Source organism: Streptomyces venezuelae (assembly GCF_008642355.1).
GTDB lineage: Bacteria > Actinomycetota > Actinomycetes > Streptomycetales > Streptomycetaceae > Streptomyces > Streptomyces venezuelae_B.
Genome location: NZ_CP029193.1, coordinates 4,601,182 through 4,616,282 on the forward strand (window position 1 = coordinate 4,601,182; position 15,101 = coordinate 4,616,282).

At 66.2% G+C, this 15,101-nt stretch carries 9 protein-coding genes and 3 rRNA genes; 9 read left to right on the top strand and 3 right to left on the bottom strand.

The annotated features are described in order from the left end of the window. Window positions 1-3: 3 nt before the first annotated feature. Window positions 4-342 (top strand): SH3 domain-containing protein, encoded by a 339-nt coding sequence (locus tag DEJ47_RS21355; RefSeq protein WP_223828438.1) that lies wholly within the window; start codon window positions 4-6, stop codon window positions 340-342. Window positions 343-396: 54 nt separating this feature from the next. On the opposite strand, the gene DEJ47_RS21360 is transcribed toward DEJ47_RS21355, so the two are convergent. Then, window positions 397-2,676 carry a protein kinase domain-containing protein gene (locus DEJ47_RS21360; protein ID WP_150170683.1) on the bottom strand — a complete coding sequence of 760 codons (2,280 nt, stop codon included), beginning with the start codon at window positions 2,674-2,676 and terminating at the stop codon, window positions 397-399. 148 nt (window positions 2,677-2,824) lie between these two features. On the opposite strand from DEJ47_RS21360, the gene DEJ47_RS21365 reads away from it, so the two are divergent. From DEJ47_RS21365 to proC, 4 genes are all read left to right on the top strand, one after another. Further along, complete coding sequence (locus DEJ47_RS21365; RefSeq protein ID WP_150170685.1) at window positions 2,825-3,364, top strand: EamA/RhaT family transporter; 540 nt, start codon at window positions 2,825-2,827, stop codon at window positions 3,362-3,364. A 462-nt stretch (window positions 3,365-3,826) separates the two neighbouring features. Beyond that, complete coding sequence (locus DEJ47_RS21370; protein ID WP_150170687.1) at window positions 3,827-4,687, top strand: ABC transporter ATP-binding protein; 861 nt, start codon at window positions 3,827-3,829, stop codon at window positions 4,685-4,687. Then, on the top strand, window positions 4,684-5,421 hold the full coding sequence (locus DEJ47_RS21375; RefSeq protein WP_150170689.1) for an ABC transporter permease: 738 nt from the start codon (window positions 4,684-4,686) through the stop codon (window positions 5,419-5,421). Before DEJ47_RS21370 ends, DEJ47_RS21375 begins: the two co-directional genes overlap by 4 nt. Before the next feature lie 101 nt (window positions 5,422-5,522). Beyond that, a complete protein-coding gene (gene proC / locus DEJ47_RS21380; RefSeq protein ID WP_150170691.1) occupies window positions 5,523-6,347 on the top strand; it encodes a pyrroline-5-carboxylate reductase in 825 nt (274 codons plus the stop codon). Window positions 6,348-6,362: 15 nt separating this feature from the next. Here the strand turns inward: proC and DEJ47_RS21385 are convergent, their stop codons facing one another. Next, window positions 6,363-6,950, bottom strand: coding sequence for a cysteine hydrolase family protein (locus DEJ47_RS21385; protein WP_150170693.1), 588 nt, complete (start codon window positions 6,948-6,950; stop codon window positions 6,363-6,365). 89 nt (window positions 6,951-7,039) lie between these two features. Between DEJ47_RS21385 and DEJ47_RS21390 the strand changes: the two genes are divergently transcribed. Continuing rightward, window positions 7,040-8,056, top strand: a complete 1,017-nt coding sequence (locus DEJ47_RS21390; protein WP_150170695.1) for a GlxA family transcriptional regulator — start codon at window positions 7,040-7,042, stop codon at window positions 8,054-8,056. Here the strand turns inward: DEJ47_RS21390 and trpS are convergent. Beyond that, window positions 8,011-9,021 (bottom strand): tryptophan--tRNA ligase, encoded by a 1,011-nt coding sequence (trpS, locus tag DEJ47_RS21395; protein ID WP_150170697.1) that lies wholly within the window; start codon window positions 9,019-9,021, stop codon window positions 8,011-8,013. The two genes, DEJ47_RS21390 and trpS, sit on opposite strands and share 46 nt — an antisense overlap. A gap of 862 nt (window positions 9,022-9,883) precedes the next feature. Between trpS and DEJ47_RS21405 the strand changes: the two genes are divergently transcribed. The 3 genes from DEJ47_RS21405 to rrf all read left to right on the top strand — a co-directional run bounded on the left by DEJ47_RS21405 (window position 9,884) and on the right by rrf (window position 15,046). Beyond that, a 16S ribosomal RNA gene (locus DEJ47_RS21405) occupies window positions 9,884-11,409 on the top strand. A 311-nt stretch (window positions 11,410-11,720) separates the two neighbouring features. Then, a 23S ribosomal RNA gene (locus tag DEJ47_RS21410) occupies window positions 11,721-14,842 on the top strand. Window positions 14,843-14,929: 87 nt separating this feature from the next. After that, window positions 14,930-15,046, top strand: a 5S ribosomal RNA gene (gene rrf, locus DEJ47_RS21415). The 16S, 23S and 5S rRNA genes sit together here, the layout of an rRNA operon. The last annotated feature ends 55 nt before the right edge of the window (window positions 15,047-15,101 follow it).

Sequence of the window (15,101 nt, forward strand, 5' to 3'; positions counted from 1 at the left end):
ACTGTGAGCGAGAACGTCATGGCGCCGGAAGAGACCGAGGCGGTCGAGGCGGTGGGGACCGTCGAGGCGGCCGAGCCGGGGGAGACCGCCGAGGCCCTGGCCGCGGGGACCTACTCGATCGTCGCGGACGTCAACGTCCGTTCAGGTCCGGGCACGTCGTACCGCAAGGTCGGCCGCCTCAGCGCGGGCTCGCGCGTCACCATCGCCTGCCAGAAGCCGGGCGAGACGGTGACGGGCCCGACCGGCACGTCGAAGATATGGGACCGCATCGGCAGCGGCCGGTACGTCTCGGACACGTACGTGCGCACGGGCAGCAGCGGATACGTGGCACCGCGCTGCTGAGAGCCTGTCCTTGATTCCTGCGCCCGGCCGCGGGGTCCGGCAGGACGTGTGCGCTCAGCCGGACTTCGGCGGCTTCGTCGCGTCGAAGGCGAACACCGTGTTCTTGGCGGCGGCCACGACCACCACACTCCCCTCGACGCTCACGCGCGCGCTGGCGCCCACCTCGCCCGCGAGGCCGTCGGCGCGCGGATTCGTGGACCACCGTTGCTCACCCTTGCGGCTGGTGAGTGCGGCGACTCGGCCGCTGGCCGAGCTGAAGTACAGCAGTCCGTCGCCGTCCCCGGACACCGGCCCGGACAGTCCCTCCACGCCGGTCTGCCGCGACCACTTCTTTCTGCCGGTCGCCGGGTCGAGCGCGGTGACGAGCCCGGTCCGCCCGGTCACGAAGACGGTGCCGTCCGCCATCCCGGGCGTCCCGTCGTACGTCTTCGGCAGCCGCGTGTACGTGGCCTCGTCCGTGTCCCGGTCGACCCGCGTCACTCCGTCGTAGCCGACCATCGCGGGTCCCTCGTGCCGCTCGTGAAGGAGTACGAGGCTGTCGCCCGACGTGCCGACCGGCACGGCGGGCCCCCGGACGGCGACGGGCTCGCCGAGGCTGCCCGACGTGAGGTCGACGGCGCGCAGGTCGGGGTGGCGCACGTCGGTGGCGGCCAGTTCGGCGCGCGGCGCGCACATCGCGTACAGCCGGGTGCCCGCCGTGACCGGGGCGCACTGCCTGCCCGCGGGGAACGGCTGCTTCCAGGTGACCTTGCCGCTGTGCGCCCGCCGCGCCTCGAAGCGGCTGTTGGCCGCGTCGACCGTCACGACGGTCGTGCCGACGACGACGGCGTCCTGCGTACGGTTCGTCACGGCCGTCGACTGGGCGCCGGACTGCACGGACCACAGTTCCCTGCCCTTGTCCGCGTCGATGGCGACCACTTCGGTGGCGGGGTTGGCGGGGTCGTCCTGGGCGGCGAGGCGGAAACCGAGCACGGTGTCGTCGGTGACGCCCACCATGTGCATGCCCTGCATGGGGACGCCGGGGCTTTTCTCCGTCCAGACCCGGGACCCGTCGGAGAGCCTGATCCGGGTGGCGACGACACCGCCGCCCCCGCAGAACAGCGCGTCGCCGCGTGCCTCGCAGCGCAGTTCGTCCGGGATGTCGGCCCGGCCGCCCGGCACGGTCTTGCGCCACGGCTCGAACCCGCCGGGCAGCCGCGCCCCGGCGGCGGCGATGTCCTGGCCCTGGTCCCCGGTGCCGCCGCCGGGCCCGTCCGAGTCTCCCGCCCGCAGCACGGCGACTCCGCCACCGATGGCGGCGACGGCGAGGGCGGCGGCGAGCGCGGGACGCCAACGGCGACGCAGCCGACGCCCGAGGGGCGCCGGGGTCCCGGTCTCCGCGGCGTCCGGAACGGCGGTCGGCGCCGGAGCGACGGGCGCAGGAGCGGTTGGAGCCGGGGTGGCGTCATCCGCGGGCAGGTGGTGCTGCGTGTCGGTCTCACGCGTGCAGCGCGGCCCCGCGATGACCGCCCCCGCCGCACCGCCGAGATCGGACGGCAGATCCCGCAGCCGTACGAGAAGCTCGTCCGCGGAGGGACGGTCGTCGGGGTCCTTCGCGAGGCACGGCTCGACCACGGCCCGCAGCGCACCCGGAACCTCACCCAACGAGGGCGGCTCGTGCACGACCTGGTACGCCGTCATGTACGGGCTGTCCGCGTCGAAGGGCCCCTGCCCCGTCGCCGCGTACACCAACAGCGTGGCCAGCGAGAAGACGTCGGAGCGCGGCCCGACACCGCGCGGCGTCTGCAGCTGCTCGGGCGACATGAACGGCGGCGTGCCGATGACCCGGCCCGTCATCGTCAGGGTCTGCTGGTCCGCGGCGCGCGAGATGCCGAAGTCGATGACGCGCGGGCCCTCGGGGGAGAGGACCACGTTGGACGGCTTGAGGTCCCGGTGCACGACGCCGGCGCGGTGGATGTCGCGCAGCGCCTCGGTGAGCCCGATGGCCAGCCTGCGCAGCTCGGCGCCGCCGAAGGGTCCCTGCTCGGTGATGCGCTGGGCGAGGGTGGGGCCCTCGATGAACGTGGTCGCCATCCAGGGGTGCTGGGCCTCGGGATCGGCGTCGATGACGGCGGCGGTGAAGGCGCCGCTGACCCGGCGGGCGGCGGCGACCTCCTGCCGGAAGCGGATCCGGAACTCGTCGTCGTCCGCGAACTGCTGATGGATCAGCTTGATCGCGACGGGTCGTCCGGAGGCGGAACGGCCCAGGAACACCGTCCCCATGCCGCCAGAACCGAGACGCGCCTCGAGCGGGTATCCGCCGATCTCCTCCGGGTCACCTCCACGGAGCGACATGCTCACCGACCTCCCCCGCGTTCACCGATGCAACGTTTCGCTGCCCAAACTAGCGGCCGGGCCGTGCGCCCTGGCAAGGCGGGGGACGAATAGGGCGTGCCTGCACGCGCGCCGGGGACCTCGCGGCGCGACACGCAATAATCAAGGGGTGACCGAAGACCCCGCCCCCCAGCCCTCCTCAGGCACACCCACCCCCTCCGGCACGGCCACCCCTTCCGGCACGGCCCCGGGCCCGCAACCGGAACCCCTCCGCTTCTTCGGGACGACCTGGGTGGCCCACGACGGCGGCTACGGCGCCCGCCGCGTCGGCGTGGCCGTCGGCTCACTCGTGGCGGCGGCCGCGGGCTGCTTCGTGCTGCGCTTCGCCTACGAGGGCCTGGCCATCGCGGCCGTCGGTACGTTCGTGAACCTCCTCGTCGTCGTGATGTTCGCGATCTGCAGCGCCCTCGCCTTCCGCCGCACATGGGAGGGGTTCTCCCGCCGCCACGACCCGGCGTCCCAGTCCTCGACCCGAGGCCTGATGACCATCGGCTTCGTCGGCACCCTCCTCGCGTACTTCTTCCGCTCCCTCGCGGAGGCTCCGGGCGAGAAACTCCATCGCGAGGAGTACGAAACGGCCCGCACCCAGTACGAAAAGCGCACGTCCCGCCGCACGGGAAACCCTTCCCGCAAGAAGCGCAAGCGCTGAACGCGAACCTGCGATGCCCTAGGCCCCGCGCCGGCGCGGGCAGACCCTAGTACTGGTTCGGCTCCGTACTGAGTGGGCTTCCCGCCGGGGTCGGAGCCGTGCCCATCTCACACCGTCCCGGGCCGCCCCCCCCCGGGGCCCGGCAGTTCCCACGCTGCGCGCGGCGTAGCCCCATCGCCGACCCGGCAGCAGGCACTCCGTGTGGCCCGCCCGGGTAGCCGCCATGCGCCGACGGCCCCACCACCCCCGCCGCGTCCCACTCCGCACCCACCTCACCCATTTCGCCACGCACTCCCCGTCCCTGGTCCTCCACGGCGCAGTGCTCCTCTGCCGACGCGTCCGGGAAGACGTTCATGAGCCCCGCGCGCTCCCAGCACCGACTCGTGGCCACCCCTCGATTCCCCCACAACACCCGCCCCGACCGGGTTGACGACCCCGACCGCCGGGAGGATTATTCATCGCATGATGAATAAAAGGAGTCCGGCGGCCGAGTCCAAGGCACCCGCACCCGCACCCGCACCCGCGGCCACCGCCGTCCTCGCCCGCGACCTCACCGTCGTCCGAGGCCCCCGCACCGTCCTGCGCGGCCTCGACTTCACCGTCCCCCGAGGCCAGATCACCGGACTCCTCGGCCCCTCCGGCTGCGGCAAGTCCACGCTCATGCGCGCGATCGTCGGAACCCAGGCCAAGGTCACCGGCACCCTGCAGGTCCTCGACCACCCCGCGGGCGCCCCCACCCTCCGCTCCCGCATCGGCTACGTCACCCAGAGCCCGTCCGTCTACGACGACCTCACCGTCCGCCAGAACCTCGACTACTTCGCCGCCGTCCTCGACCCCGGCACAGGCACCGCCGCCGACCGCCGCCGCGACCAGGTCACCCGCGTACTCGACGACGTCGCCCTCACCTCGCACGCCGACTCCCTCGCCGGCCGGCTCTCCGGCGGCCAGCGCAGCCGCGTCTCACTCGGCGTCGCCCTCCTCGGCACCCCCGAACTCCTCGTGCTCGACGAGCCGACCGTCGGCCTCGACCCCGTACTCCGCCGCGACCTGTGGCAGCTCTTCCACGCCATCGCCACCGACCGCGCGGCGACCATCCTCGTCTCGTCCCACGTCATGGACGAGGCCGAACGCTGCCACCGCCTCCTCCTCATGCGGGGCGGCGAACTCCTCGCCGACGACACCCCCGACGCCCTGCGTTCCCGCACCCACTCCGACACCGTCGAAGGGGCCTTCCTCCACCTCGTGGACGAAGCAGACGCACGCCACACCCCACGCCACACCCCCACAGCCCCCGGCAACACCAAGCCCAGGAGCACCCCATGAACGCCTACCGCACCTTCGCCACCGCCGCGCGAGTCCTGCGCCAACTCCGCCACGACCCACGCTCCATCGCGCTGATGATCCTGGTCCCCTGCGTGATGCTGCTCCTCCTGCGCTACGTCTTCGACGGCAACCCGCAGACCTTCGACTCCATCGGCGCCTCACTCCTCGGCATCTTCCCGCTCATCACGATGTTCCTGGTCACCTCCATCGCGACCCTGCGCGAACGCACCTCCGGCACCCTCGAACGCCTCCTCGCCATGCCCCTGGGCAAAGGCGACCTCATCGCCGGCTACGCACTCGCCTTCGGCGCCCTCGCCGTCGTCCAGTCCGTCCTCGCCACCGGACTCGCCCTCTGGGCCCTCGGCCTCGACGTCACCGGCTCCGCGTGGCTGCTCCTCCTGATCGCCCTGCTCGACGCCCTCCTCGGCACCGCACTCGGCCTCTTCGTCTCGGCCTTCGCAGCCTCCGAGTTCCAGGCCGTCCAGTTCATGCCGGCCGTGATCTTCCCCCAGCTCCTCCTCTGCGGCCTGTTCGCCGCCCGCGACACCATGCAGCCGCTCCTGGAGTGGATCTCCAACGCCCTCCCCATGTCGTACGCCGTCGACGGCATGAACCAAGTCCTCCGCAACCCCGACATCACCGGGGACTTCATCCGCGACATCGTCATCGTCGCCGGCAGCGCCCTCCTCGTCCTCGCCCTCGGCGCCGCCACCCTCCGCCGCCGCACCACCTGACGCCCCCCACCACGCGTCCCGCCCACCGGACACCACGCCTCCCTCAGCCGCACCGATGCGAGGATGGCCCCCGGACGAAGCAACCCCGGAGGCCCCCGCCCATGAGCAGCAACACGAGCCAGAAAGTCGCAGTCCTCGGCACCGGAAAGATCGGTGAAGCCCTGCTCAGCGGCATGATCCGCGGCGGCTGGGCACCCGCGGACCTCCTGGTCACCACCCGCCGCCAGGAACGCGCCGACGAACTCCGCACCCGCTACGGCGTCACCCCCGTCACCAACGCCGAAGCCGCCAAGCAGGCCGACACCCTGATCCTCGCCTGCAAGCCGCAGGACATGGCCAAGCTGCTCGACGAACTCGCCCCCCACGTCACCCCCGACCGCCTCGTCATCAGCGCCGCCGCCGGTATCACCACCGCCTTCATCGAAGAGCGCCTGACCGAATCCACCCCCGTCGTCCGCGTCATGCCCAACACCCCCGTCCTCGTCGACGAAGGCATGTCCGTCATCTCGGCCGGCAGCCACGCCTCCTCCGCGGCCCTGGCTCACGCGGAGGCCATCTTCGGCGCCGTCGGCAAGACCCTCCGCGTCCCCGAGACCCAGCAGGACGCCTGCACCGCCCTCTCCGGCTCGGGCCCCGCGTACTTCTACTTCCTCGTCGAAGCCATGACCGACGCAGGCATCCTCCTCGGCCTGCCCCGCGACAAGGCCCACGACCTCATCGTCCAGGCGGCGATCGGCGCATCCGTGATGCTCCGCGACAGCGGCGAACACCCCGTGAAGCTCCGCGAGAACGTCACGTCCCCCGCGGGCACCACGATCAACGCCATCCGCGAACTCGAGAACCACGGAGTACGCGCCGCCCTCATCGCAGCCCTGGAAGCCGCCCGCGACCGCAGCCGCGAACTGGCCTCCGGCAACAACACCTGAATCCCGGGCGGTCGCCTACCGCGCGGCCGCGCCCCGCACCGTCTCCGCCGTCACCACCTGCGCGAAGCCCCCACCGTGCAGGGAAACCGCCGTGGCCCGCGCCAACTCCTCGGCCCCGCACCGCCAGCCAAATGGCCCCGCCAGGTCGAAGGTGTACGTCGCGTCCCACGCGAACACCACCTCGTACCCCAGGTTCCCTCCCATCCGCGCCGTCGTCTCCGCGCACATGTTGGTCTGGATCCCGGCCACCACGAACTGCCTGATCCCCTCCGCCTTGAACCAGGCGTCCAGATCCGGCGTCCCGTAGAAGGCCGAGTTCACGGTCTTCGTCACCAACAGCTCGGCCCCCGCCCCCTTCCCACGCCGCTCCTCGACGTACTCCTTGAAGTCGTTGCCCACGTACCCGGTCCGCAGCGGCGACTTCGGCTTCGGCGAGTCATGCCGGACGAAGACCACCGGCCGTCCCGTCGCCTGCCATACGTCGATCAACGACGCGATGTTGTCGTCGGCCGCCGGATTGTTCCGCGCCCCCCAGAACTCCTCCTCCTCGAACCCCTTCTGCACGTCCACCACGACCAGCGCTGCGTTCTCCGCGATCTCCATGCCCCCGATGCTGCCGCCCGGCGCACCTCCGCCCCAGAGGCGCAAAAGCCAGCGATCGATGGTTTACTGCCAAGGTGCCGCATCACCGGGTGCCGAATCACCCCGCTCCAGCGCGGGAACCAGCCCCCCAGCGCATCGCCCTCCTCACCTTTCCCGGCATCCGCGCGTTCGACATCTCCGTCATCACCGAGGTCTGGGGCACCGACCGCACCGACCGGGGCGCACCCGCCTTCGACCTGCGCCGTGTCGCCGCCGACCCCACGCCCGTACCGATCCGAGGCGGCCTGACCCTCACCCCCGATCGCACCCTCGACTGGCTGACCGGCCTCACCGGCACGGACCTGATCGTCGTCCCCGGCCTGGACGACCACCTCACGCCCGCCCCACAGCCCGTCCTCCAAGCCCTGCGCGAGGCGCACACCCGAGGCATCACCGTCGCCGCGCTCTGCGGCGGCGCCTTCACCCTCGCCCAGGCAGGACTGCTCGACGGACGCAGAGCGATCACCCACTGGAACCTCGTCGACCTGCTCCGCGCCCATCACCCCCTCGTCACCGTGGAACCCGACGCCCTCTTCATCGAGGACGACAACATCTGGACCGCCGCGGGCACAGCGGCCGGCATCGATCTGTGCCTGCACCTGGTCCGCACCACCCACGGCTCCGAAGCCGCCGCGACCATCGCTCGATCGATGGTCACCGCCCCCTTCCGCTCCGGCACCCAGGCCCAGTTCATCGAGCACCCCACCCCGCGGGCCGACCGCGACGCCGATGCCCTCGCCTCCGTCCGCGAATACGCCCTCCGTCACCTCCACGAACCGCTCACCGTCACCGACCTCGCCGACCGCGCGGGCATGTCGGCACGCTCCTTCGCCCGCCATTTCACGGCGGCCACCGGCACGACCCCGCTCCGCTGGCTCCTGGAGCAGCGCATGGCGGCCGCGCAGAAACTCCTCGAACGCACCGACCTCCCCATGCCCGAGGTCGCCCGCCGCGCGGGCTTCGGCAGCGAGGTCACGATGCGCCAGCACTTCGCATCGCGCCTCGCCACCAGCCCCCGCGCCTACCGCGCCGCCTTCACCGGCGGCAGCAGCCCGATCGCCCGATAGGCCCCGTCCACCGTCGGCTTGGCCATGCCCCGCGCCCGCTCCGCTCCCCGCCGCAACACCTCCTCCAAGTACCCGGGGTCCGCCACCAGCTCCTTGTGCCGCTGCTGTACGGGCCTGAGGAGTTCCACCACGGCGTCCGCGGTGTCCTTCTTCAGCGCGCCGTACGACTCATATGCACCGCTCAGGGCTTCCGGGTTGCCAACCTGGCAAGACGCGAGGATCTCCAGCAGGTTCGAGACCCCCGGCTTGGACTCGGGGTCGAACACGATCTCGCTGCCGCTGTCCGTGACGGCCCGCATGATCTTCTTGCGAATCACGTCCGGCTCGTCGAGCAGATACACGATCCCGGCCCCGGCCTCGTGGGACTTGCCCATCTTCGACGTCGGGTCCTGCAGGTCCATGACCCGCGCGGCCACCTTGGGCGGCGTGGCCCGCGGCACGACGAAGGTCTGCCCGTAACGCTGGTTGAACCGCACCGCCAGGTCCCGGGTCAGCTCGACGTGCTGGGTCTGGTCCTCACCGACCGGCACCTCGTCCGCGTCGTACGCCAGGATGTCCGCGGCCATCAGTACGGGATAGGTGAGGAGCGACAGCCGCACGCTCCCGCCCCGCGCCCGTTCGAGCACGGACTTCTCCTTGTACTGGATCATCCGTCGCATCTCGCCGTCCGTCGCGACGCACTCCAGCAGATACGAGAGCCGGGCGTGCTCGTCCACGTGGCTCTGGACGAAGACGGTCGCCCGCTCGGGATCGATCCCCGACGCGAGCAGCAGCGTCGCCGCCTGCCGACTGAGCCTGCGCACCCGCCCGGGATCGTGGTCCACGGTCAGGGCGTGCAGGTCGACGATGCTGAAGAGGGAGTCGGCCCGGAACTGGTCGACCTCGGCCCACCGCCGGACGGCTCCCAGGTAGTTCCCCAAGGTCAGGTGCCCGGTCGGCTTGATCCCGCTGAAGATCCTCGTCATTTCTCCGCCTCCTGGTCAGGACCGCCGGCCCGGCGACCGGGCTCCGGGTCCTCCAGGGGGAGAACGAGAAACGGCCGCCGAGGCGGCGGCCGTTGAGTACATGCGTATGTACGGCCGCCCTCAGGCGGCCCACCACAGTTGGGCGTACGCACGTGTAGTCACGTGACCCAGAGTAGACCTGACTCAGGCCCGTCGTCATGAGTTGACACTCCGGTGGGGGCTACGTAGTGTTCTCCGAGTTGCCCGACGTGAGCGTCGACCACATGGTCGGTCCCCGGGCGGCCATTCCGCAAGAACCATTACAACGATCGACGTCGTGTGCCCTCCCGGGTCTCGCCTTCGCTTCGTTTTCATGCGTATTTGCGAAATGAGGAATCGGCGTTCGAAAGGACGCCCCCGATTAGGTCGGGAGCCAGGGTTCCGCTAAAGTCTCACTCGTCGGAACGGCCCAACAGCCGCAAAGACAAACCCCGCTGACCGGGGATCAGGCCCGAAAGGATCTGATAGAGTCGGAACCGCCGGAAAGGGAAACGCGAAAGCCGAAAGGCCGGAGCGGGAACCGGAAAGGCACCGAGGAAATCGGACACGAAAGAGTCTGATAGAGTCGGAAACGCAAGAACAAAAGAAACACCGAAGGGAAGCGCCCGGAGGAAAGCCCGAGAGGGTGAGTACAAAGGAAGCGTCCGTTCCTTGAGAACTCAACAGCGTGCCAAAAGTCAACGCCAGATATGTTGATAACCCCGGCTCACTTCGGTGAGTTGGAGGTTCCTTTGAAAAACACAGCGAGGACGCTGTGAACGGACGGGATTATTCCTCCCGACCGTTCCGCTCTCGTGCTGTGTCACCGGATTACCGGTACACATTCACGGAGAGTTTGATCCTGGCTCAGGACGAACGCTGGCGGCGTGCTTAACACATGCAAGTCGAACGATGAACCACTTCGGTGGGGATTAGTGGCGAACGGGTGAGTAACACGTGGGCAATCTGCCCTTCACTCTGGGACAAGCCCTGGAAACGGGGTCTAATACCGGATAACACCTTCCCTCTCCTGAGGGAGGGTTAAAAGCTCCGGCGGTGAAGGATGAGCCCGCGGCCTATCAGCTTGTTGGTGAGGTAATGGCTCACCAAGGCGACGACGGGTAGCCGGCCTGAGAGGGCGACCGGCCACACTGGGACTGAGACACGGCCCAGACTCCTACGGGAGGCAGCAGTGGGGAATATTGCACAATGGGCGAAAGCCTGATGCAGCGACGCCGCGTGAGGGATGACGGCCTTCGGGTTGTAAACCTCTTTCAGCAGGGAAGAAGCGAAAGTGACGGTACCTGCAGAAGAAGCGCCGGCTAACTACGTGCCAGCAGCCGCGGTAATACGTAGGGCGCAAGCGTTGTCCGGAATTATTGGGCGTAAAGAGCTCGTAGGCGGCTTGTCACGTCGGTTGTGAAAGCCCGGGGCTTAACCCCGGGTCTGCAGTCGATACGGGCAGGCTAGAGTGTGGTAGGGGAGATCGGAATTCCTGGTGTAGCGGTGAAATGCGCAGATATCAGGAGGAACACCGGTGGCGAAGGCGGATCTCTGGGCCATTACTGACGCTGAGGAGCGAAAGCGTGGGGAGCGAACAGGATTAGATACCCTGGTAGTCCACGCCGTAAACGGTGGGAACTAGGTGTTGGCGACATTCCACGTCGTCGGTGCCGCAGCTAACGCATTAAGTTCCCCGCCTGGGGAGTACGGCCGCAAGGCTAAAACTCAAAGGAATTGACGGGGGCCCGCACAAGCAGCGGAGCATGTGGCTTAATTCGACGCAACGCGAAGAACCTTACCAAGGCTTGACATACACCGGAAAGCATCAGAGATGGTGCCCCCCTTGTGGTCGGTGTACAGGTGGTGCATGGCTGTCGTCAGCTCGTGTCGTGAGATGTTGGGTTAAGTCCCGCAACGAGCGCAACCCTTGTTCTGTGTTGCCAGCATGCCCTTCGGGGTGATGGGGACTCACAGAAGACCGCCGGGGTCAACTCGGAGGAAGGTGGGGACGACGTCAAGTCATCATGCCCCTTATGTCTTGGGCTGCACACGTGCTACAATGGCAGGTACAATGAGCAGCGATACCGCGAGGTGGAGCGAATCTCAAAAAGCCTGTCTCAGTTCGGATTGGGGTCTGCAACTCGACCCCATGAAGTCGGAGTTGCTAGTAATCGCAGATCAGCATTGCTGCGGTGAATACGTTCCCGGGCCTTGTACACACCGCCCGTCACGTCACGAAAGTCGGTAACACCCGAAGCCGGTGGCCCAACCCCTTGTGGGAGGGAGCTGTCGAAGGTGGGACTGGCGATTGGGACGAAGTCGTAACAAGGTAGCCGTACCGGAAGGTGCGGCTGGATCACCTCCTTTCTAAGGAGCACTTCTAAACCAGGCTTGCCTGGTTCAGAGGCCACTACGTCGGCAAACGTCCGACGGTGGTTGCTCATGGGTGGAACGTTGACTACTCGGCCTGAACCTGGGCCGGAGGCTGCAAGTACTACTCGTCAGAGTGTGGAAAGCACGATCTCCGGACAGAGTCCGGCCGGGCACGCTGTTGGGTATCTGAGGGTACGGACTTGTTCCCGACCTCAATGCCGACCCCAGTGCACTCGGGCTACTGGTCCGGGGTGATGGGTGGTTGGTCGTTGTTTGAGAACTGCACAGTGGACGCGAGCATCTGTGGCCAAGTTTTTAAGGGCGCACGGTGGATGCCTTGGCACCAGGAACCGATGAAGGACGTGGGAGGCCACGATAGTCCCCGGGGAGTCGTCAACCAGGCTTTGATCCGGGGGTTTCCGAATGGGGAAACCCGGCAGTCGTCATGGGCTGTCACCCGCTGCTGAACACATAGGCAGTGTGGAGGGAACGCGGGGAAGTGAAACATCTCAGTACCCGCAGGAAGAGAAAACAACCGTGATTCCGGGAGTAGTGGCGAGCGAAACCGGATGAGGCCAAACCGTATGCGTGTGAGACCCGGCAGGGGTTGCGCATACGGGGTTGTGGGATCTCTCTTTCACAGTCTGTCGGCTGTGAGACGAGTCAGAAACCGTTGATGTAGGCGAAGGACATGCGAAAGGTCCGGCGTAGAGGGTAAGACCCCCGTAGTCGAAACGTCAGCGGCTCGTTTGAGAGACACCCAAGTAGCACGGGGCCCGAGAAATCCCGTGTGAATCTGGCGGGACCACCCGTTAAGCCTAAATATTCCCTGGTGACCGATAGCGGATAGTACCGTGAGGGAATGGTGAAAAGTACCGCGGGAGCGGAGTGAAATAGTACCTGAAACCGTGTGCCTACAAGCCGTGGGAGCGTCGGGATGGAGCTTGCTTCATCCTCGTGACTGCGTGCCTTTTGAAGAATGAGCCTGCGAGTTTGCGGTGTGTTGCGAGGTTAACCCGTGTGGGGAAGCCGTAGCGAAAGCGAGTCCGAATAGGGCGGTTTAGTAGCGCGCTCAAGACCCGAAGCGGAGTGATCTAGCCATGGGCAGGTTGAAGCGGCTGTAAGAGGTCGTGGAGGACCGAACCCACCAGGGTTGAAAACCTGGGGGATGACCTGTGGTTAGGGGTGAAAGGCCAATCAAACTCCGTGATAGCTGGTTCTCCCCGAAATGCATTTAGGTGCAGCGTCGTGTGTTTCTTGCCGGAGGTAGAGCACTGGATAGGCGATGGGCCCTACCGGGTTACTGACCTTAGCCAAACTCCGAATGCCGGTAAGTGAGAGCGCGGCAGTGAGACTGTGGGGGATAAGCTCCATGGTCGAGAGGGAAACAGCCCAGAGCATCGACTAAGGCCCCTAAGCGTACGCTAAGTGGGAAAGGATGTGGAGTCGCAGAGACAACCAGGAGGTTGGCTTAGAAGCAGCCACCCTTGAAAGAGTGCGTAATAGCTCACTGGTCTAGTGATTCCGCGCCGACAATGTAGCGGGGCTCAAGCGTACCGCCGAAGTCGTGTCATTCCAGCACATACCCCCAACGGGGGCTGGGATGGGTAGGGGAGCGTCGTGTGCCGGGTGAAGCTGCGCCGGAAGGCAGTGGTGGACGGTTCACGAGTGAGAATGCAGGCATGAGTAGCGATACATACGTGAGAAACGTGTGCGCCGATTGACTAAGGGTTCCTGGGTCAAGCTGATCTGCCCAGGGTAAGTCGGGACCTAAGGCGAGGCCGACAGGCGTAGTCGATGGATAACCGGTTGATATTCCGGTACCCGCTGTGAAGCGTCAAACATCGAGCCCATTAATGCTAAGGCCGTGAAGCCGCCCTGGAGCCTTCGGGCAAAGGGGAGTGGTGGAGCCGCTGACCCAAGGTGGTAGTAGGTGAGTGATGGGGTGACGCAGGAAGGTAGTCCAGCCCGGGCGGTGGTTGTCCCGGGGTAAGGGTGTAGCCCGTCATCTAGGTAAATCCGGATGACATGTGGGTGAGACCTGATGCCGAGCCGATTGTGGTGAAGTGGATGATCCTATGCTGTCGAGAAAAGCCTCTAGCGAGTTTCATGGCGGCCCGTACCCTAAACCGACTCAGGTGGTCAGGTAGAGAATACCGAGGCGTTCGGGTGAACTATGGTTAAGGAACTCGGCAAAATGCCCCCGTAACTTCGGGAGAAGGGGGGCCATTCCTGGTGATGAGTTTTGCACTCTGAGCTGGGGGTGGCCGCAGAGACCAGCGAGAAGCGACTGTTTACTAAAAACACAGGTCCGTGCGAAGCCGTAAGGCGATGTATACGGACTGACGCCTGCCCGGTGCTGGAACGTTAAGGGGACCGGTTAGTGCGCTTTCGGGCGTGCGAAGCTGAGAACTTAAGCGCCAGTAAACGGCGGTGGTAACTATAACCATCCTAAGGTAGCGAAATTCCTTGTCGGGTAAGTTCCGACCTGCACGAATGGCGTAACGACTTCTCGACTGTCTCAACCATAGGCCCGGTGAAATTGCACTACGAGTAAAGATGCTCGTTTCGCGCAGAAGGACGGAAAGACCCCGGGACCTTTACTACAGTTTGATATTGGTGTTCGGTTCGGCTTGTGTAGGATAGGTGGGAGACTGTGAAGCGGGCACGCCAGTGTTCGTGGAGTCAACGTTGAAATACCACTCTGGTCGTGCTGGATGTCTAACCTCGGTCCGTGATCCGGATCAGGGACAGTGTCTGATGGGTAGTTTAACTGGGGCGGTTGCCTCCCAAAGGGTAACGGAGGCGCCCAAAGGTTCCCTCAGCCTGGTTGGTAATCAGGTGTTGAGTGTAAGTGCACAAGGGAGCTTGACTGTGAGACCGACGGGTCGAGCAGGGACGAAAGTCGGGACTAGTGATCCGGCGGTGGCTTGTGGAAGCGCCGTCGCTCAACGGATAAAAGGTACCCCGGGGATAACAGGCTGATCTTCCCCAAGAGTCCATATCGACGGGATGGTTTGGCACCTCGATGTCGGCTCGTCGCATCCTGGGGCTGGAGTCGGTCCCAAGGGTTGGGCTGTTCGCCCATTAAAGCGGTACGCGAGCTGGGTTTAGAACGTCGTGAGACAGTTCGGTCCCTATCCTCTGTGCGCGTAGGAATATTGAGAAGGGCTGTCCCTAGTACGAGAGGACCGGGACGGACGAACCTCTGGTGTGCCAGTTGTCCTGCCAAGGGCATGGCTGGTTGGCTACGTTCGGAAAGGATAACCGCTGAAAGCATCTAAGCGGGAAGCCTGCTTCGAGATGAGTATTCCCACCCCCTTTGAGGGGTTAAGGCTCCCAGTAGACGACTGGGTTGATAGGCCAGATCTGGAAGCCCGGTAACGGGTGGAGGTGACTGGTACTAATAGGCCGAGGGCTTGTCCTCAGTTGCTCGCGTCCACTGTGTTGGTTCTGAAACCACGAACAACCCCATGCATGGTCACGCATGGTGCGGTTGACAGTTTCATAGTGTTTCGGTGGTCATAGCGTGAGGGAAACGCCCGGTTACATTCCGAACCCGGAAGCTAAGCCTCACAGCGCCGATGGTACTGCAGGGGGGACCCTGTGGGAGAGTAGGACGCCGCCGAACTTTTTTTGGGAAAACCCCCGCACCTCACGGTGCGGGGGTTTTCTGCGTTCCAGGG